27 protein-coding genes and 3 pseudogenes are annotated in these 15,228 nt (G+C 60.4%); 13 read left to right on the top strand and 17 right to left on the bottom strand.

The window, feature by feature from the left end:
- Window position 1: 1 nt before the first annotated feature.
- The 3 genes from AB433_RS04390 (at window position 2) to AB433_RS04380 (ending at window position 996) form a co-directional block, all read left to right on the top strand.
- Window positions 2-238 carry a hypothetical protein gene (locus tag AB433_RS04390; RefSeq protein ID WP_047823286.1) on the top strand — a complete coding sequence of 79 codons (237 nt, stop codon included), beginning with the start codon at window positions 2-4 and terminating at the stop codon, window positions 236-238.
- Between the two features lie 66 nt (window positions 239-304).
- Window positions 305-631: a hypothetical protein gene (locus AB433_RS04385; RefSeq protein ID WP_047820086.1), complete on the top strand. Its 327-nt coding sequence runs from the start codon at window positions 305-307 to the stop codon at window positions 629-631.
- Entirely contained in the window at window positions 631-996 is a 366-nt protein-coding gene (locus AB433_RS04380) for a DUF488 domain-containing protein (protein WP_047820085.1), read from the top strand. Before AB433_RS04385 ends, AB433_RS04380 begins: the two co-directional genes overlap by 1 nt.
- 57 nt (window positions 997-1,053) lie before the next feature.
- Here the strand turns inward: AB433_RS04380 and AB433_RS04375 are convergent, their stop codons facing one another.
- The 6 genes from AB433_RS04375 to AB433_RS04350 all read right to left on the bottom strand — a co-directional run bounded on the left by AB433_RS04375 (window position 1,054) and on the right by AB433_RS04350 (window position 3,899).
- Window positions 1,054-1,548: a 3'-5' exonuclease family protein gene (locus AB433_RS04375; protein WP_218916920.1), complete on the bottom strand. Its 495-nt coding sequence runs from the start codon at window positions 1,546-1,548 to the stop codon at window positions 1,054-1,056.
- 119 nt (window positions 1,549-1,667) lie between these two features.
- Window positions 1,668-2,066, bottom strand: a complete 399-nt coding sequence (locus tag AB433_RS20360) for a hypothetical protein (protein WP_156170670.1) — start codon at window positions 2,064-2,066, stop codon at window positions 1,668-1,670.
- 401 nt (window positions 2,067-2,467) lie between these two features.
- The gene (locus AB433_RS21525; RefSeq protein WP_047820082.1) at window positions 2,468-2,731 is read right to left on the bottom strand and encodes a TonB-dependent receptor; all 264 of its coding nucleotides are present in this window, start codon (window positions 2,729-2,731) and stop codon (window positions 2,468-2,470) included.
- Complete coding sequence (locus AB433_RS21520; RefSeq protein WP_047820081.1) at window positions 2,731-3,126, bottom strand: TonB-dependent receptor domain-containing protein; 396 nt, start codon at window positions 3,124-3,126, stop codon at window positions 2,731-2,733. The genes AB433_RS21525 and AB433_RS21520 overlap by 1 nt, the downstream gene beginning before the upstream one ends.
- Window positions 3,127-3,399: 273 nt before the next feature.
- On the bottom strand, window positions 3,400-3,669 hold the full coding sequence (locus AB433_RS04355) for an usg protein (protein ID WP_047820080.1): 270 nt from the start codon (window positions 3,667-3,669) through the stop codon (window positions 3,400-3,402).
- On the bottom strand, window positions 3,666-3,899 hold the full coding sequence (locus AB433_RS04350) for a hypothetical protein (protein ID WP_047820079.1): 234 nt from the start codon (window positions 3,897-3,899) through the stop codon (window positions 3,666-3,668). The genes AB433_RS04355 and AB433_RS04350 overlap by 4 nt, the downstream gene beginning before the upstream one ends.
- A gap of 262 nt (window positions 3,900-4,161) precedes the next feature.
- Between AB433_RS04350 and groES the strand changes: the two genes are divergently transcribed.
- From groES to AB433_RS04325, 5 genes are all read left to right on the top strand, one after another.
- Complete coding sequence (gene groES / locus AB433_RS04345; RefSeq protein WP_047820078.1) at window positions 4,162-4,476, top strand: co-chaperone GroES; 315 nt, start codon at window positions 4,162-4,164, stop codon at window positions 4,474-4,476.
- Between the two features lie 52 nt (window positions 4,477-4,528).
- Entirely contained in the window at window positions 4,529-6,148 is a 1,620-nt protein-coding gene (groL, locus tag AB433_RS04340) for a chaperonin GroEL (RefSeq protein ID WP_047820077.1), read from the top strand.
- 157 nt (window positions 6,149-6,305) lie between these two features.
- The gene (locus AB433_RS04335; RefSeq protein WP_047820076.1) at window positions 6,306-6,497 is read left to right on the top strand and encodes a DUF465 domain-containing protein; all 192 of its coding nucleotides are present in this window, start codon (window positions 6,306-6,308) and stop codon (window positions 6,495-6,497) included.
- Window positions 6,498-6,746: 249 nt separating this feature from the next.
- Window positions 6,747-7,223, top strand: a complete 477-nt coding sequence (locus tag AB433_RS04330; protein WP_218916919.1) for an Hsp20 family protein — start codon at window positions 6,747-6,749, stop codon at window positions 7,221-7,223.
- A gap of 102 nt (window positions 7,224-7,325) precedes the next feature.
- Window positions 7,326-7,826 carry an Hsp20/alpha crystallin family protein gene (locus tag AB433_RS04325; protein WP_047820075.1) on the top strand — a complete coding sequence of 167 codons (501 nt, stop codon included), beginning with the start codon at window positions 7,326-7,328 and terminating at the stop codon, window positions 7,824-7,826.
- Window positions 7,827-7,876: 50 nt separating this feature from the next.
- Here AB433_RS04325 and AB433_RS04320 read toward each other — a convergent pair whose 3' ends face one another.
- Window positions 7,877-9,013 carry a S1C family serine protease gene (locus AB433_RS04320; RefSeq protein WP_245626578.1) on the bottom strand — a complete coding sequence of 379 codons (1,137 nt, stop codon included), beginning with the start codon at window positions 9,011-9,013 and terminating at the stop codon, window positions 7,877-7,879.
- 309 nt (window positions 9,014-9,322) lie between these two features.
- Between AB433_RS04320 and AB433_RS04315 the strand changes: the two genes are divergently transcribed.
- From AB433_RS04315 to AB433_RS04305, 3 genes are read left to right on the top strand one after another with little or no spacing between them, the layout of a single operon-like run.
- On the top strand, window positions 9,323-9,574 hold the full coding sequence (locus AB433_RS04315) for a hypothetical protein (protein WP_053058975.1): 252 nt from the start codon (window positions 9,323-9,325) through the stop codon (window positions 9,572-9,574).
- Window positions 9,571-9,750, top strand: coding sequence for a hypothetical protein (locus AB433_RS04310; RefSeq protein ID WP_047820074.1), 180 nt, complete (start codon window positions 9,571-9,573; stop codon window positions 9,748-9,750). Before AB433_RS04315 ends, AB433_RS04310 begins: the two co-directional genes overlap by 4 nt.
- Window positions 9,750-10,172, top strand: a complete 423-nt coding sequence (locus AB433_RS04305) for a hypothetical protein (protein ID WP_047820073.1) — start codon at window positions 9,750-9,752, stop codon at window positions 10,170-10,172. The genes AB433_RS04310 and AB433_RS04305 overlap by 1 nt, the downstream gene beginning before the upstream one ends.
- A gap of 743 nt (window positions 10,173-10,915) precedes the next feature.
- Here the strand turns inward: AB433_RS04305 and AB433_RS20990 are convergent.
- The 10 genes and pseudogenes from AB433_RS20990 to AB433_RS21175 form a co-directional block, all read right to left on the bottom strand.
- Entirely contained in the window at window positions 10,916-11,266 is a 351-nt protein-coding gene (locus tag AB433_RS20990; protein ID WP_218916918.1) for an IS1096 element passenger TnpR family protein, read from the bottom strand.
- Complete coding sequence (locus AB433_RS21750) at window positions 11,263-11,424, bottom strand: plasmid pRiA4b ORF-3 family protein (protein WP_425389119.1); 162 nt, start codon at window positions 11,422-11,424, stop codon at window positions 11,263-11,265. Before AB433_RS21750 ends, AB433_RS20990 begins: the two co-directional genes overlap by 4 nt.
- 11 nt (window positions 11,425-11,435) lie before the next feature.
- Window positions 11,436-11,546 carry a plasmid pRiA4b ORF-3 family protein gene (locus AB433_RS20980; RefSeq protein ID WP_218916973.1) on the bottom strand — a complete coding sequence of 37 codons (111 nt, stop codon included), beginning with the start codon at window positions 11,544-11,546 and terminating at the stop codon, window positions 11,436-11,438.
- Window positions 11,506-11,667: a hypothetical protein gene (locus tag AB433_RS21635; RefSeq protein ID WP_342670058.1), complete on the bottom strand. Its 162-nt coding sequence runs from the start codon at window positions 11,665-11,667 to the stop codon at window positions 11,506-11,508. Before AB433_RS21635 ends, AB433_RS20980 begins: the two co-directional genes overlap by 41 nt.
- Before the next feature lie 164 nt (window positions 11,668-11,831).
- Window positions 11,832-12,322, bottom strand: a pseudogene (locus AB433_RS21745) (IS66 family transposase); the annotation flags it as partial.
- Complete coding sequence (locus AB433_RS21630; protein ID WP_342670034.1) at window positions 12,300-12,707, bottom strand: IS66 family transposase; 408 nt, start codon at window positions 12,705-12,707, stop codon at window positions 12,300-12,302. The gene AB433_RS21630 and the pseudogene AB433_RS21745, both read right to left, overlap by 23 nt.
- Window positions 12,605-12,964, bottom strand: a complete 360-nt coding sequence (locus AB433_RS21625; protein ID WP_342670057.1) for an IS66 family transposase — start codon at window positions 12,962-12,964, stop codon at window positions 12,605-12,607. The genes AB433_RS21630 and AB433_RS21625 overlap by 103 nt, the downstream gene beginning before the upstream one ends.
- Before the next feature lie 150 nt (window positions 12,965-13,114).
- Window positions 13,115-13,499, bottom strand: a pseudogene (tnpB, locus tag AB433_RS04285) (IS66 family insertion sequence element accessory protein TnpB).
- Window positions 13,496-13,741 carry a hypothetical protein gene (locus tag AB433_RS21180; RefSeq protein ID WP_245626742.1) on the bottom strand — a complete coding sequence of 82 codons (246 nt, stop codon included), beginning with the start codon at window positions 13,739-13,741 and terminating at the stop codon, window positions 13,496-13,498. The pseudogene tnpB and the gene AB433_RS21180 overlap by 4 nt, the downstream one beginning before the upstream one ends.
- Window positions 13,742-13,770: 29 nt before the next feature.
- Window positions 13,771-13,824: pseudogene (locus AB433_RS21175) on the bottom strand (transposase); the annotation flags it as partial.
- Between the two features lie 300 nt (window positions 13,825-14,124).
- Here AB433_RS21175 and AB433_RS04275 point away from each other — a divergent pair.
- The gene (locus tag AB433_RS04275) at window positions 14,125-14,394 is read left to right on the top strand and encodes a hypothetical protein (protein WP_047820069.1); all 270 of its coding nucleotides are present in this window, start codon (window positions 14,125-14,127) and stop codon (window positions 14,392-14,394) included.
- Window positions 14,391-15,197: a hypothetical protein gene (locus AB433_RS04270; RefSeq protein ID WP_047820068.1), complete on the top strand. Its 807-nt coding sequence runs from the start codon at window positions 14,391-14,393 to the stop codon at window positions 15,195-15,197. The genes AB433_RS04275 and AB433_RS04270 overlap by 4 nt, the downstream gene beginning before the upstream one ends.
- The last annotated feature ends 31 nt before the right edge of the window (window positions 15,198-15,228 follow it).

The raw sequence follows: 15,228 nt of genomic DNA, 5'->3' as shown, positions 1-15,228 counted from the left end.
CGTGCCCGCCTACGTCCTGATCATCGATGTCTTCGGTTTGATCCTGGCCGTGATCGGCTTCTCCATGGCTTTTCGGCAGGACTTTGTCAGGCGCCTCGTCGGACGGCCGCCGCGTCCGGCCTCATCGGTGAACGAAAATAGCGATCCGTTGACCTACATTCTGCGGATTGCCGGTATCATGATGATGGCATTCGGCATTGCCATCGGTGGCATGGTCACGATGTTCACCCTCGCCTAGAATGACATGTCCGTTCCCGGCGCTGCCTCGACTTCACCTTGCCCTACCAGAGCAGGAGCAAATGGCATGACGCATGAATATGATGATCCGATCGACCCTGAGCAGCTCACGCAGGCCGTTCGCCACATCGCCGAGCGCTATCGGGCCGAAGACTGCGAATTGAGCGACCTGATCGATGAGGTGGTCGATGAGCGGTTCTGTGGCTGCGTGGCGTCCCGGCAGGATTCCACTGACAGACCTGTGCGCGACGGACTGGTCGCGGAGATCGCTCGACAGGTCCGGCAATTGCTCAATGATGGACTCTTCGACGAGGTCGACGAAGCCTCGATCGAGTCCTTTCCGGCAAGCGATCCGCCAGCGTGGATCAACCGGGGAAGCAAGGGCGGGCGATAATGGGCACTTTTCGCATCAAGCGAATTTATGATGCTCCCGCAAGCACTGACGGGAAGCGGGTGCTGGTGGACCGCATCTGGCCGAGGGGGGTGTCGAAGGAATCCGCGAAACTCGATCTCTGGCTCAAGGAGATCGCGCCAAGCACAGGGTTGCGCAAATGGTTCGACCACGATCCGGCTCGATTCGAGGAATTTAGCGATCGCTACTGCGAGGAACTGAAAGCAAATAGCGAAGCTGTAAGCGAACTGTGCGATCTTGCCGATCAGGGCGATGTGACTTTGCTCTATGCCGCTCGCGACAGCCGAGTGAATCATGCGGTTGTCCTGGCTGAACTCCTCGAACAGAATGATGTTCAATCTGAATGAGGCAATCTACCTCGACGGTCGGCCTGGTTTCCACGCAGATCATGCTAATTCAATTTGCTAGGTGTTGGCATAGGCCAGCAATTCCGTGGGGCGGGTTGCCCGAAGCAAGGACCGGTCCCTTGCCTGCATCTGCTTCTCGAGTTCCATTAGCAACGCAGCCAGCCAGCGCGCGTCCTCTCCGGCACGATGTCTTCCAAATCCCAGGGCATCGATACGGGTCTGTGCGGCAAAGATGACATCGCTCTTGAGACCGGATTCCCGCAGTATTTCGCCGATACATTGGATCTCCACCGGGCAAGGCTGCGCCGCTGCTTCGTAAAGCGTTTCGAGCCAATAGGCATCGATCAAATTGTCCGCGATGACCTGCGCTCCGCCCAGCGCTTCGGCAAGCTCCGCGGCGACCCGTTCGACCGGGAGTCCATCGCGCCAGAGTCTGACTTGCGAAAGACGGTGGAGACGTTCGGCTTCCTCGGTCCAGGTCCAGTCCGCCCAACTGACATGCGGACGGATCAGCCAGGATCGGGACGTAAGACCGTCTACGGAGATGCCCACTTCTATGGGATAGGAGCGACCATGTTGGGGCAGGCAGGAAGCTTCGAAATCGATCGCAATCATATACATGGTTCTGGATCAGGTCTTGTCGTTGGAGCCGGTTGGCTCGCCTCAAGGGTTCATTGGACCATGTTGGATGGATAGGTCGGTGTCCCGATCATGATCTGGGTCGAACTGATTGCACAATCCAGACTCGCCGCCGTTTCATTCATGCAGTCAATGCACGTACATCGTTGCATCGATCCGTCGAGCAGGCCGAGAAGCATGGTTTCGTCTTCGGACAAGGCCACAGCACTGCCAACCACGACCTGCCGTCCAAGTGCATTTTCGCACAGGCTCATCAGGCTATCGAATACGGGTGCAAGCATTTCACAGTCGTGAAATACGAACATCTGGTAGAGGGATGGCTGTACCGCTTGTCCGGTATCGCGTGCTTTCCGCCAGCACCGGGCCCCCTCGACAATAACTGTACGGCAGGCAACCGCATCAAGATTCAGCGGCGGAAAATGGCGGGTCATTAGTCTGTCCTTTCTGATTCCTCCCCCCTGATTTTTCTTATTGCGATTAGTTCGCAACTAATAGCGAGTGTCGATGACGGCCGCTAGTCACCAGTAGTCGGTCTGTCCAAACGGAAAGGCGCTCTGCCTGAACATGAGTTGGTCGGGTACAGATCGCCTCTGCGAGGAGGCTGGTTGCGAGCGTACCTGTCTGACGCCTGCGGCGCTTTCCGCATCAGTGCTGTTCGAATTGCGACTCTTCAACCTGTGGCACAGCGTGGAGCCACAAGCCCATCAGCAGCTTTCTCTTCTCTCGCAGCCGTCCAATCTGATTTCGCGGGTCAATCCTAGTGCTCCGCGAAGCGTGGTACAATGGCTGATGCATAACCGAACGTTACAACGAAACCGAAGACAGAAGCGGCTTAGAATCTGCCCCTGGCGGTCATGAACACGCTGCGCCCAGGCTCGGGAAATCCATCTGTTAGCGTATAATATTCGTCAAACAGGTTCCGCGCGCCGATGCCAAGGGTGACATGCTCGTTCACTGAATATTCGAGGCGCAGCGTAGCCGTTACATAACCCTTGAGATCGTAGCAGACCGGCGTATCGCCGCTTGCGGTCGCTGCTTCCATTGTGGTGCGGCCAGATGCGAATTCGATGCTCGGCAGGACCGTTAGACCGTTCATCAGCTCCCAGGACATCCAGACAAACCCTTGTGGCTGGGAACATCGGTCAGCCGGAACTCCCGGACGAAGCCTCCCAGCGGCGCTGACCCGATGTCGAAACTGCGATGGATGTAACTGTAATTCAGCCCCGCCTGAAGCGTCGGCGAGAACTGCGCATCGACACCCAGTTCCGCGCCGTAATAGTCGGCCGAACCGATATTCTCCCGGCGATTGAGATCTTGGGCTGTGCGCATCGTGACGAGCGCATCGTCGAGCTTGCTGTAGAAGACCGAACCGAACAGCCGGGTCCGTCCGAGCCGGGTGCTGCCGCCGATTTCGAAACTGGTCGCCCGTTCGGGATCGAGGCCCGGATTGGGCTCGGCCGGGCCAAACCGGCTGCTGAAACGCTCGAACAATTAGTCCCGAAAAAGCTACGTCGCTGATCGCTCAATTTATTGCAGCGTAATCAGAAAGCTGTTTCCATCCGGTGCCGGGGCCCGCAGCTAGGCCCGCATAAATTCCGAGCTTGCCACCTCAATGAATGATTTGATCGGACACCGACTGGCAGATTTCAGTGCGAGAAAATGGTAAAGCTGCCAATCAAGTGGGCGAAGGTTACCAGATTTCTAGGTAGCATTCCATTTCCATAAGCATGAATCCGAGCCTGCAGGCGCAATCGCCCGGCAGGACTACTCCCAAGAAATCACCCCGTCGGCAGAACGCCAGCTCGCTGGCCGGATCATCTTTTCGTGTGCGATACGGACTGACCTGATCTCCGCTTCGATCTCCCGCCGCCAATGTGCGAGGAAATCGAACAACACCGGAAAATCCGGTGCTGCGTCGTATTCCTGCCATGCATAGATCTGCACAAGCGAGGGGTGATCCGGCATGAAATAGCAGATTTCTGCCGTGGTCAGCCCATATCCGTCCAGCTGAACCAGAAAAGCGCGATCGGTCATTGCAGCGTGGGCTGGCTGTCCGGGCCGTCGAGCGAGCGCAGCGCCGCGAATACGTCGTCAACGGAAACCGGACCTTTGAGTTCGGGGGGCTGGCGCATCGCCGGCTGGTTTTCGACGGCATGCCGATCAGACGCCCAGGAAGCCAGGATGGCTCGCTTCACTTCGGGCTCAAGCGCGGGATGATGCGCTACATCGAAGGGATGCAGGTAGCGTGCGAATGGTTGCGACATGGAAACATCCTCCTTTCTGCCTTGCCGCTGGTCACTCACCGCGGATTACTCCGCTCGGGATATTTTGTGAGTCGATTTTAGACCGTCAAGACCCTGATAAGGCGAACGGAAAATGGCTATTGGCAGTCGCGATCGGTGAGTGCCAAAAAATTTTGCTCGGACCTCTTGAAGCCGTTTTCGCCAAAACTAGATCGCCAAAGTCTCTCGCCGATCATCCGGGGAAGGCGCTGTAAGTCATTTCGCTTTGTAATGGAGGTTATGCATGCATTTCCGACCTTTGCACGATCGCGTGCTGGTTCGCCGTATCGAGGCCGAAGAAAAGACGGCCGGCGGCATTATCATCCCTGACACCGCCAGGGAAAAGCCGATGGAAGGCGAAGTCGTTGCCGTCGGCCCGGGTGCGCGTGACGATGCCGGGAAGCTGGTGGAACTTGCCGTCAAGGCGGGCGACCGCATCCTGTTCGGCAAGTGGTCCGGCACCGAAGTGCGGATCGACGGCGAGGACCTGCTCATCATGAAGGAGAGCGACATCCTCGGCATCATCGAAGCCACCGCCGAGCTCAAGAAGGCGGCGTAAGCAATCAACCCGATCTTCAGTTCAATCGAAAGAAGAGAAAGGAGCAGGCCAGATGGCTGCGAAGGAAGTAAAATTTGCGTCGGATGCGCGTGATCGTATGCTGCGCGGCGTAGATACGCTTGCAAATGCGGTCAAGGTAACTCTCGGCCCCAAGGGCCGCAACGTGGTGATCGAGAAGAGCTTCGGTGCCCCTCGTATCACCAAGGATGGCGTCACTGTCGCCAAGGAAATCGAACTCAAGGACAAGTTCGAGAACATGGGCGCACAGATGCTGCGCGAAGTCGCCAGCAAGCAGAACGACAAGGCAGGTGACGGCACCACGACTGCCACCGTCCTGGCCCAGGCTATTGTGCGCGAAGGTGCCAAGGCAGTTGCGGCCGGCATGAACCCGATGGACCTGAAGCGCGGTATCGACCTCGCCGTCGGCACCGTGGTCAAGGACCTCGAAAACCACGCCAAGAAGGTGTCCGCCAACAGCGAAATCGCGCAGGTCGCGACGATCTCCGCCAATGGCGACGAAACCGTCGGCCGCATCCTCGCCGAAGCGATGGAGAAGGTCGGCAATGAAGGCGTGATCACCGTCGAGGAAGCCAAGAGCCTCGAAACCGAGCTCGAAACGGTCGAGGGCATGCAGTTCGACCGCGGCTACCTCTCGCCTTATTTCGTGACCAACGCCGAAAAGCTCAAGGTGGAACTCGAGGATCCCTACATCCTCATCCACGAGAAGAAGCTGTCGAACCTGCAGGCCATGATTCCGCTGCTCGAACAGGTCGTGCAGTCGGGCAAGCCGTTGCTGATCATCGCCGAGGATGTCGAAGGTGAGGCCCTGGCAACCCTTGTGGTCAACAAGCTTCGTGGCGGCCTCAAGGTCGCGGCGGTCAAGGCACCGGGCTTCGGCGATCGCCGCAAGGCCATGCTGGAGGATATTGCCATCCTCACCGCCGGCAACGTGGTCAGCGAGGAACTCGGCACCAAGCTGGAAAATGTCACGATCGGCATGCTTGGTCGCGCCAAGAAGGTGATCATCGACAAGGACAACACCACAATCGTCGACGGCGCCGGCGCCCGTGCGGATATCGACGCACGCGTCAGCCAGATCCGTGCCCAGATCGAGACGACCACCAGCGACTATGATCGCGAGAAGCTGCAGGAGCGCGTGGCCAAGCTGGCTGGCGGGGTAGCCGTCATTCGTGTCGGCGGTGCGACCGAGGTCGAGGTGAAGGAGCGCAAGGACCGTGTCGACGATGCCCTGCACGCCACACGCGCTGCGGTTGAGGAAGGCATCCTTCCGGGCGGCGGAATCGCCCTGCTGCGCGCGCTGAAGTCGCTCGACGGGCTCAAAGCCGCCAATGACGACCAGCAGTCGGGTATCGACATCGTTCGCCGCGCGCTGCGCGCCCCGGCTCGCCAGATCGCCGAAAACGCGGGCGAGGACGGTGCCTATATCGTCGGCAAGCTGCTCGAAGGCGACGACTACAACCATGGCTTCAACGCCGCGACCGGCGAATATGAAGACCTGGTGAAGTCGGGTGTCATCGATCCGGCGAAGGTGGTGCGCACGGCGCTGCAGGATGCGGCTTCGGTCGCCTCGCTGCTGATCACCACCGAGGCGCTGGTGGCCGAACTGCCCAAGGAAGACACGGCCGCTCCGATGCCGGCGATGGACTTCTAATCCGATGAGGAGAGCGCGGTGTGACCCCGCGCTCTCCCATCCTCAAGCACACCGCTGGCGGCAGTGCTGCCCGGGCGCCTGCACACGCCGTTCTGGGCGAGGCAGGCTTCAAACGCGGCAACATCGGAAAATCGGTCGAATGAGAGAGGAGTAGATAATGACCGACAGGTATCTGGACTATCTTTCACGCGAACATGCGCGGCTGGAGGACGAAATCCGGCTGGAAAGCAAACGACCCCGGCCTGACGAAGTTCTGATTGCCCGGCTGAAGAAGCTCAAACTGGCGCTCAAGGACCAGATGCAAAGCTGGACTTCCGATCACGCGAGCAGCGATCGGCTGACCGCGTAAACGGACTGCATCCAATCATATTCTCTCCTGGAAGAAGGCCAGGCGCACCTCTATCGGTGTGCCTGGTTTTCTCTTGCAAAACACTGAAAACAAGACGATAAAAAATTTTTATCGGGTCTTGAAACCAATTGCGCGATTCCTAATTGCGTTAATACCGGATGCCATAACGGGTCCGGTTGGACAGAGGGCGTCGGCTCTTGGTTCCCGGCGCCTCTCATGCCCAGATTGCTCAACAAGGAGGATTTGGAAATGAGAACTGCATTTGATTTGACCCCCTATCGCCGCTCGACGGTCGGCTTCGATCGGCTTTTCGATGCGCTCGAGAACAGCTTCCGCGCCGAAACGCAGGATGGCTACCCACCCTTCGACATCGTCCGCACCGGCGAAGACAGCTACCGGATCACCCTGGCGGCGGCCGGCTTCCGTCCGGACGAAATCGACATCACTGCACAGCAGAACCAGCTCGTCATCTCCGGTCAGAAGACCGAGAAGGACGAAGACGGTGTTGAATTCGTTCATCGCGGTATCGCTGCCCGTGCGTTCGAGCGCCGGTTCCAGCTGGCCGACTATGTCGAAGTGCGCGATGCGGATTACGAGCACGGCATGTTGACGATCTCGCTCCAGCGGATCGTCCCGGAATCGCTCAAGCCGCGCAAGATCGCCATCGGAAGCCGCGAGCATGTCAATGACGACACGCCGCAGCTGACCGAAGACAAGGCGGCCTAAGCCTCAATTACCGGGCAAATCCTCGGCGGGGTGGGTGCCACCGCACCTGCCCCGCTTGACGGAGCTTGCCTGAACCAGTCGGAAAACAGGAGGAATGTCGAGATGGCAATTCGCGATCTCATTCCCTGGAAAAGCCAGGGTCAGGACATCGCTCCCCGGCAGGAGGAGCGGGTCGATCATCCGGTGATGTCGCTTCATCGGGATATCAATCGCTTGTTCGACGACATGTTTCGCGGGTTTTCCATGCCCTCGCTGCCGTCCATCGGACGCAGCCTTGGCTGGCCGCGGCTCGAATTGTCGGAAAACGACAAGGAAATCCGGGTCACGGCCGAGTTGCCGGGCATGGAAGAAAAGGACATCGAAATCAGCCTGGACGATCACCAGCTGGTGATCCGGGGCGAAAAGAAGTCCGAAACCAGCGACGAGGAACGCGGCTATTCGGAACGCAGCTATGGCCGCTTCGAACGTCGCATCGGCCTGCCTTCGCAGATCGACGAGGACAAGGTCGAGGCGGCCTTCCGTAATGGTGTTCTGACCGTTACGGTTCCGCGTACCGCAGAAGCGGCAAAGGGACGCAAGACAATCCCCATCAACGCCGGTTAATGGCAGCCGTGAGGGCCGGTCCTACCAGTGGACCGGCCCTTCTTCTTGCATCAGCTTCCCGGTTCGAGTTCGAGCCTGGCTGTTCGCTCTTCGCCGCCGCGCATCAGCGTAAGTTCGACGCTTTGTCCGACCCGAAAATCGTCAAGCCGGGCGAGCAGATCGCCGACTCTGGAAACGGGTTTGCCGTTCAGAGCGGTAACGATGTCCCCTGGAGCGACCCCGCGCCTTGTGCGCTGGGCAGCAACCAGACCGGCGCGCTCTGCAGATGACCCGGGATCGACCCGCAGGACAAAAACGCCCTCGATCCCCGAGGCGCGCTTGAGCCGGTCGTTTATATCGTCATCGCTTTCAACGCCAAGGCTGGGCCGCGTATAGCGCCCCTCGGAAATGAGCTGCGGCACAACGCGCATGACCGTATCGACCGGCACGGCAAAGCCGATCCCGGCCGATGCCCCGGAAGGACTATAGATCGCTGTATTGATCCCGATCAGTCGGCCCGCGGAATCGAGCAGCGGACCACCCGAATTACCGGGATTTATGGCGGCATCGGTCTGGATGAGGTGCCGGATGTCGGGACCATTCTCATTCGGCAGCGAACGATCGAGCGCCGAAACGATGCCCTTGGTCAGGGTCCAGTCCAGTCCGAACGGGTTTCCGATTGCGAAAACATTCTGTCCGACCTGCAGGTCGCTGCTTGTCCCGATTGGCACCCGCGCGGGCGCAGTGAAGCCCGCACCGCCTATTTTCAGGACAGCAAGATCGTGTTGTGGGCTAACACCGACCAGCGTGGCGGAAAACTGGCGACCGTCGGCAAGCTGCATTTGCGCTTCGGAGGCGCCCTCGATGACATGAAAATTGGTCACAATATGGCCTGCCTCGTCCCATACGAGACCCGAGCCCGATCCGCGCGGCACGCTATAGACATTGCGTGTCCAGAAATCGGCCACACGCTGCCGGGTGGAAATGAACACCACTGAATCGCGCGCATTGCGAAACAAATCGATTGTAGCACGTTCATCCGCGCCAAGATCGCCCCGCGCAGTGACGACGCGGGGTTCGGCCAACGGGGCGGATTGATTGATCAAGAGGGCTGCGGAGGCGGCGAGAAGAAAGACGTTCATGATGATCAGAACCACTATCCACGGACGCGCATAGGACGTTGGCTTCGTCAACGTTTGTCTCATCATGGATAAATAGCGCCGGTTGTGCCAGGATCAACGCAATGCCAACCATCATCGAACATCAGCGGTGCGCATAACTAGAGCAAGCTACCTGTTGGCTTTCAGGGATCGTTTGTTAGAGCCTGAACGTCCGACATGAGGGCGCAAAGGAGACATTGAACTACCTTTCCATTCGAAGCCGCTGAGACAATTCCGAGTCCTGAAAAAGGCATCGAACCAATGCATTAGACGGTTTTTGAGGGCCTTTTGAGGGCTTTTTGCCGAGGACCAAATTCCTAACTGTCAGATAACTCGCGGAAAAGTTGCTCGAATGTGATGCCTATTCTGGGCATCCCGATCTACATCGCCAAAGGCGGTCGGGGCGGTAAGGACCACAGCCCCTCGCTCGACCGCATCCGGCCCAAGCTCGGATACGTCCCCGGCAACGTCATCGTCATCAGCAACCGCGCCAACCGGCTCAAGTCGGACGCCACCATTCGCGAACTCCGCGACATCGCCAGCTTCTACGCAACGCTGCGCGAGGGCGTCCGCGTGACCGGCGCAGCCTACGGAAAGGAAACCGAATGACCGACTTCATCCAAACGCACCGCCGCCGCAAGGATGGCCTCAAGGCCGAACTCCTCGCCATCAATGGTAACGATGTCGCGTACCGCGTCCGCTTCCGACAGGGCCGCCAGACAATCACCCGGATCACCTCCCGAGACGCCGCGCTGTTTGATCGAGACTTCGAGGCGGTGGCCTGATGGATTTTCCGAACATCCCAACGTCCCTCACCGGGGCCTCGCTGATAATCAAAGCGGTCGCCGGAGTCGCCACCCTCGCCCTCATCGGGCTGGCTGTCTGGTTCGTGATCTTCCGGCCCGCAGCGGTCCAACAGGACGCCGCTGACGCCCGTTCCGACAAGGCCGTGGCGACGTCCCAAGCAGGGGCCGCGAAGGAAAACACGACGATCATCATCAGGCACCGGGACGAGGTCGATGACATAGACGACAGAACGGAGAACGCATCCAATGACATCCACAACGCGCCGGGGGCGGGCGATGAAATCGACCCTGATCTTCACCGCGCTGGCATTGACTCTCTCTGCCTGCACGACGGTAATTCAGACCGACCGGCCTGCGAGTCAGTGTTTCAGCGAGATGGTTTCGGCCTCAGGCCTAGGTAAGGACACGCCTCACGCCACCTTCCCTCAGACCTCCACAGCGGGCGCATGGGTAGACTTCGGGAACCGCGAGGCTGGCCAGCTAGACAAGTCGAACGCCGACAAGCGAGCAATCGTAGGCATCGGGGAGACCTGTGACCGCTGGGAGAAGGAAGCCGTCGAGAAGATCGAAAAGGGTCCGTGGTGGAAGATATGGTGAGGCTGCCTAAGGACGTTCGCGCTTGGCCTCACTTCGTAATCACGGTGCCTGTTACCGCCAAAGGAGAAGGGCCTGCAACTCTAGCTGAAGCCGACCGCCTGACATGGGAAGTCTGGGATTGGTCGTTTGAGACCCACGGAGTTTTCGATAACCTTCCCGACGCCCTGAACTTGGCAATCCACCTGAACACTCAGGGCGCGGGAGAACCAAGATGACCTTCTCTCCGAAAGTCGCCCGCAGACTCCTCAGGGAGCGCCGAGAGACGCCGATCAAGGAGCTTGAGGTAAAGCGGGCCACCTCCTTCACGAAGGCCCGTCCTGAGCCGCCTAAGGGCCCTGAGGACTACCGCCCGGAACCTCCACGGTGCCCTGCATGTTCCTCTAAGTCCGCTTGGATCGACCATGCTGGCTCCTATGGCTACTATCCCGCCCGGATGGGCGTCCGCTGCACCAACGACAAGTGCGGCATACGGACCCGGCATTAGTGACCGAGGACTGGTCCCGAGAGAAGGGTCCTTATGACGTCCGCCATGCCACAATCTGCGAGCTTATCGTAAGCGGTGCGTGAAGGCCGCCTTGTCAGGCTGACTTTCGGTTTCTGGCGTAGGCGGCTTTTCCGATCTGCCGTCGCCTGGCGATGGCGGCCATCCTTCGCACGATTGCCTGCTCGTCGATATCGTCTGCGTTGAACGGCCGCCATGCCACCTCCTCAGATGCGTATGCTCTTCGTGCGACGGGTCCGCCATGGCGTCGAGGAACATCTCGAAGCCCGGGAAACCGCCAACATCTTCGGGCGGCAGCGGCGTTCGCCGATTACGAAACGCGGGTAATGGATGTCGGGATCGCCGAGGCCGACGCTCTCGACGGTGAGGGTGGGCGCCAGTCGTCCCCCATGTCATAGGTGTAGGTCAGGTCGCGGATCCCGCGCTCGATCAGCGCACCGAGCCTGACGTTCCTGGCGGCGGCGCGAGATCACGGTCGGGCCAATCGGGGTCGGGAACGCCGTAGAGCCGATCGCCGCTTCGAACTGCCAGAGGTGATAGTCCTGCCAGCCCATCGCAGCCTGGATCACATCGTGCAGCATCTTGAGCTACCGGTGAGCGGCATGTCGACGATGCGCCAGATCTCGGGTTCGATGTCATCGAGGCTGATCCGCAGTCGGGCGATGGTCTCGGTCATGCCGCCCTGTTAACAGAAATGGGCTGACGGGCACAGGCTCGGCTGTCCAGTTCCAGGGCATGAGTTCGTCCAGCGCGCTCGATGGCCATCCGCTGGCGACCTTCTCGATGATGTCGGCGATGTAGGCCTGCGGCTCGATGCCATTGAGCTTGGCCGTCTCGATGACGGAATAGATGGCGGCGGCACGCTCGCCGCCAACCCTGGAGCCAGCGAACAGCCAGTTCTTCCGCCGATGGCAACCGAGCGCATCGCGCGCTCGGCGATGTTATTGTCTATCTCGGCTGTGCCCTCGTCGAGATAGCGGGTGAGCGCTGGCCCAGCGCTTGCGACCATAGGCAAGCGCCTTGGCCATGCCGATTTAGGCGACAGTAGGCGCAGCGCGTCGTCGATCACGATGCGCAGCTCGTCGACCTGCGGGCGCTTTGCTCCTGCCGATGTTGCCGTCGGATATCGGGCGGCTCGCCTCGTATCTCCTCTTCGATCCGGTAGAGATCGGCGATCCGCTCGAGCAGGTCGGTGGTCAGCGGGGTCGGGCTGGTCTGATGGTTCTCGAAGATCTTGCGGCGGAAATGTGCCCAGCAGGCAACCTCGCTGATACGGTTCCCCTGATAGAGCTTGTCGTAACCGGCATAGCCGTCGGCCTGAAGCAGACCGGTGAAGGTCTTGAGCTCGCCTTGGGGATGGACGCCGCTTCGATCGGGGGTGAACCGATACCAGACCAGCGCCGGACCGCGGCGCGGCGCCGAGGCGCGATCATCGACGACATAGGTCCACAGCCTGGCTTGCGCAGTCTTGCCCTTGCGGGCACGAGCATCGGCACCGGCGTATCATCGGTGTGCAGCTTGCCGGCCTTGAGGCCTTCTTCGCGATACGGGCGACGATCGGATCGAGCAGCGCAGCGGCCTGGCCTGTCCAACCGGCGAGGGTCGAGCGGTCGATATCGATCCCCTGCGCCGCCATCATCTCGGCCTGACGGTAGAGCGGCAGGTGGTGATCGAACTTGTTCACGACCACATGGGCAAGCGTGGCAAAGCTGGCCTTGCCGCGCGCAATCGCCTTCACAGGGGCCCTTGCCTGGACGATCTTCTCGCAGGACCGGCAGGAATACTTGGGCCGAACGGTGCGGATGACGCGCCACTGCACCGGTGCCACATCGAGCATCTCGTCGCTGTCCTGTCCAAGCGCACGAAGCGCGCCGCCGCAATCCGGGCAGGCGCAGCAGCCGGCTTCGGGTTCGATCCGACGCTCGGTGCGGGGCAGATGGGCGGGAGGCTGCGGACCGGCGCATTGCGCCTGCTCGTGGCTGGCACATCCTTGTGGGCATCGACGAGCTCGGCTTCGCCCTCCAGTTCTTCCAGCGTCAGCTCGAGCTGTTCTATCTGGCTGGAAAGCTTCTCGGAGGACTGGCCGAAGCTCATCCGCCTGAGCTGGGAAAGCTGGAAGCGGAGTGTCTCGATCAGCGTGTCGCGAGCCGCCAAGAGCTACTTCCAGCTCGGCGATCCGGGCGTCCTTGTCCATGTGAGAAGAAGCTTGCTCTGGCACCTCCATCCTCTAGCGGATCGGGACGCTCAATGCCAGACAAACCGCCACGAAACTGCCGTTTTTATCCCGCCAGAAAGCGGGGCCGCGGTGCGCTCCGGACGGCGCCAGTCGATACCTTCCAGCAGCATTGAAAGCTGCGCCGCGGTAAGGCTTACGCTACCGGTCTTCGTCATCGGCCAGACAAAGCGGCCGCGATCCATGCGCTTGGAAAACAGGCACAGTCCCTGGCCATCGTACCATAGCAGCTTGACCAGATCGCCGCGCTTGCCGCGAAAGGCGAACAAGGCGCCGGAATGCGGGCTTTGCTTCAGCACCTGCTGCGCCAGAACAGCGAGACCGTCGAAGCCCTTGCGCATGTCGGTCGCACCGCAAGCGAGGTAAATGCGGGGTCGAAGGCGGAAGCGGGATCATCGGGCGAGCACGCCAAGCACCCGCGCCAGCGCATCGGCATCGACCGTCTGATCGACGGTCAGCTTTACTCCGGAAGGAAGCTCGATGCCGATCCGACCGTTCGGCGCAGATCCCGGTGGCGATGACACTGCGGCCGTAGCTGCCGGCTCGGCCAAGGCGACCTCGGCAAAGCTCGCCCCGGATAGCGCTGGAACGAGGGTCTTGTGCCGGTCAACTCGCCCGACATCGCCAATCGCCGCCACGTGTACAGCTGTCCGCTGCTCACCTCGTGCCGTTCGCAGGCCGAGCGCACCGAACCATCAGGCCCAAACGCATCGCGCAGCATCGCCAGCTTCTGGTCCACCGTCCAGCGCCGGCGCCCGGAAACGCGCCCGACGACCTCTATGCGAGCACTCATACGACCGCTCGTATGACCACTCGTATGACCACTCGCTCCCTGCTGCTCGCTATCGTCCATCATCGCAGCCATCAGTGGCTGCCGACGCCTACCTCGACAAGGCGGCCTTCACACCACGGTTACAGCTTATCCGCCGATGGGGCGGGCGTTCCGGAGCCGCCCCATGAGCCAAGCCAACGACCTCCCCCGGCGCATCATCCGGGAGCGTGGAGTGGCCGAACTGAAGCCGTGGGCTCTCCCGTCGAGCGGGAGCGCCGACGCCGCATCAAGCTGGCCGTCTGGGCCTACGCCTACGAGATAAAGAGCAACCCGCTGGTCCCCGATGGGGTCTTCGATGAGGAGGCCCTGAAGGTTGACCTATCGGTCGATACCGGACGGCCCGACCTCGACGCTTGGTTCCGCGCCAACTTCCAGCCCCACACGGGGTCTTGGGTCTGGCGACATCCCGAGCCGGGGAAGCTCAACCGACTGTATCGACAAGCAAAGGAGAGCCTATGACCCGAACCGTCCTCCTAGACGCCGACCTCCTCGCCTTCATGTCCTCCGCCGCGACCCAACGGTCCTATGACTTCCCCTCCGACGACGGAACGCCTGCCATATCGGCAGACCTAGACGACGCCATCGAGAAAGCCGAGGACCAGATCAACCGCCTGATCGACCGGCTGAAGGTGGACGAGCTTATCGTCTGCCTGTCTGACGACTTTTCGAGCTTCCGCAAGGACCGCATCGACTCCACCTACAAGGAGCATCGCACCTCCGAGAGGCCTCAGCAGCTATACCCTCTGAAGGATTGGTTGCGGGAGACCTACGACGTCGAGGAGCGGCCCACGCTGGAAGCGGATGACGTCATGGGGATTATCGCCACGGACCCTGAGCGGTCCGATGAGCGGATCATCGTGAGTGCCGACAAGGACATGCTGACGATCCCCGGAAAGCTCTACATGCCACACAGGCAGACCACCAAGAGCGGGGCATGGAGTAAGCGGCCGATCATCTACAACGTGACGCCGACGCAAGCGTGGCGCTTTCACTTCTGGCAGGCCATCGTTGGCGACCAGACCGATGGATATAAGGGAGCCTTCAGGGTCGGCCCCAAGTCCCATTATGCTGAAGCCGTCCTCGAAGCGGACGACGAAGAAGAGGCATGGGAATGGGTCATCTCCGCCTTCCACAAGGCAGGACAGACTGAGGCCGAGGCGGTGGTGCAAGCCCGCCTAGCCCGCATCCTACAGTACGAAGACTATGAGAATGAACGCCCGAAGCTCTGGCTTCCCCCTTATTCCGGGGAGCGTGACATATAACTTCCACTACTAGGAGACGTAGAAGCTCCCC

This window comes from Croceicoccus naphthovorans, assembly GCF_001028705.1.
Lineage (GTDB): Bacteria > Pseudomonadota > Alphaproteobacteria > Sphingomonadales > Sphingomonadaceae > Croceicoccus > Croceicoccus naphthovorans.
This window is presented reverse-complemented; position numbering and strand designations above follow the sequence as displayed.

Excerpts from the sequence above, each read along its gene's own strand:
- AB433_RS04350 (WP_047820079.1), bottom strand. The coding sequence starts at position 3,899 with ATGTCGCAACCATTCGCACGCTACCTGCATCCCTTCGATGTAGCGCAT.
- AB433_RS04330 (WP_218916919.1), top strand. The coding sequence starts at position 6,747 with ATGAGAACTGCATTTGATTTGACCCCCTATCGCCGCTCGACGGTCGGC.
- AB433_RS04320 (WP_245626578.1), bottom strand. The coding sequence starts at position 9,013 with ATGATGAGACAAACGTTGACGAAGCCAACGTCCTATGCGCGTCCGTGG.
- AB433_RS04385 (WP_047820086.1), top strand. The coding sequence starts at position 305 with ATGACGCATGAATATGATGATCCGATCGACCCTGAGCAGCTCACGCAG.
- groES (WP_047820078.1), top strand. The coding sequence starts at position 4,162 with ATGCATTTCCGACCTTTGCACGATCGCGTGCTGGTTCGCCGTATCGAG.
- AB433_RS20980 (WP_218916973.1), bottom strand. The coding sequence starts at position 11,546 with ATGACCGAGACCATCGCCCGACTGCGGATCAGCCTCGATGACATCGAA.
- AB433_RS04335 (WP_047820076.1), top strand. The coding sequence starts at position 6,306 with ATGACCGACAGGTATCTGGACTATCTTTCACGCGAACATGCGCGGCTG.
- AB433_RS04315 (WP_053058975.1), top strand. The coding sequence starts at position 9,323 with ATGCCTATTCTGGGCATCCCGATCTACATCGCCAAAGGCGGTCGGGGC.
- AB433_RS21625 (WP_342670057.1), bottom strand. The coding sequence starts at position 12,964 with ATGAGCTTCGGCCAGTCCTCCGAGAAGCTTTCCAGCCAGATAGAACAG.
- AB433_RS20990 (WP_218916918.1), bottom strand. The coding sequence starts at position 11,266 with ATGACATGGGGGACGACTGGCGCCCACCCTCACCGTCGAGAGCGTCGG.
- AB433_RS21630 (WP_342670034.1), bottom strand. The coding sequence starts at position 12,707 with ATGCTCGATGTGGCACCGGTGCAGTGGCGCGTCATCCGCACCGTTCGG.
- AB433_RS04270 (WP_047820068.1), top strand. The coding sequence starts at position 14,391 with ATGACCCGAACCGTCCTCCTAGACGCCGACCTCCTCGCCTTCATGTCC.
- AB433_RS04310 (WP_047820074.1), top strand. The coding sequence starts at position 9,571 with ATGACCGACTTCATCCAAACGCACCGCCGCCGCAAGGATGGCCTCAAG.
- AB433_RS20360 (WP_156170670.1), bottom strand. The coding sequence starts at position 2,066 with ATGACCCGCCATTTTCCGCCGCTGAATCTTGATGCGGTTGCCTGCCGT.
- AB433_RS04325 (WP_047820075.1), top strand. The coding sequence starts at position 7,326 with ATGGCAATTCGCGATCTCATTCCCTGGAAAAGCCAGGGTCAGGACATC.
- AB433_RS21750 (WP_425389119.1), bottom strand. The coding sequence starts at position 11,424 with ATGGGCTGGCAGGACTATCACCTCTGGCAGTTCGAAGCGGCGATCGGC.
- groL (WP_047820077.1), top strand. The coding sequence starts at position 4,529 with ATGGCTGCGAAGGAAGTAAAATTTGCGTCGGATGCGCGTGATCGTATG.
- AB433_RS21525 (WP_047820082.1), bottom strand. The coding sequence starts at position 2,731 with ATGAACGGTCTAACGGTCCTGCCGAGCATCGAATTCGCATCTGGCCGC.
- AB433_RS04305 (WP_047820073.1), top strand. The coding sequence starts at position 9,750 with ATGGATTTTCCGAACATCCCAACGTCCCTCACCGGGGCCTCGCTGATA.
- AB433_RS04380 (WP_047820085.1), top strand. The coding sequence starts at position 631 with ATGGGCACTTTTCGCATCAAGCGAATTTATGATGCTCCCGCAAGCACT.
- AB433_RS04355 (WP_047820080.1), bottom strand. The coding sequence starts at position 3,669 with ATGACCGATCGCGCTTTTCTGGTTCAGCTGGACGGATATGGGCTGACC.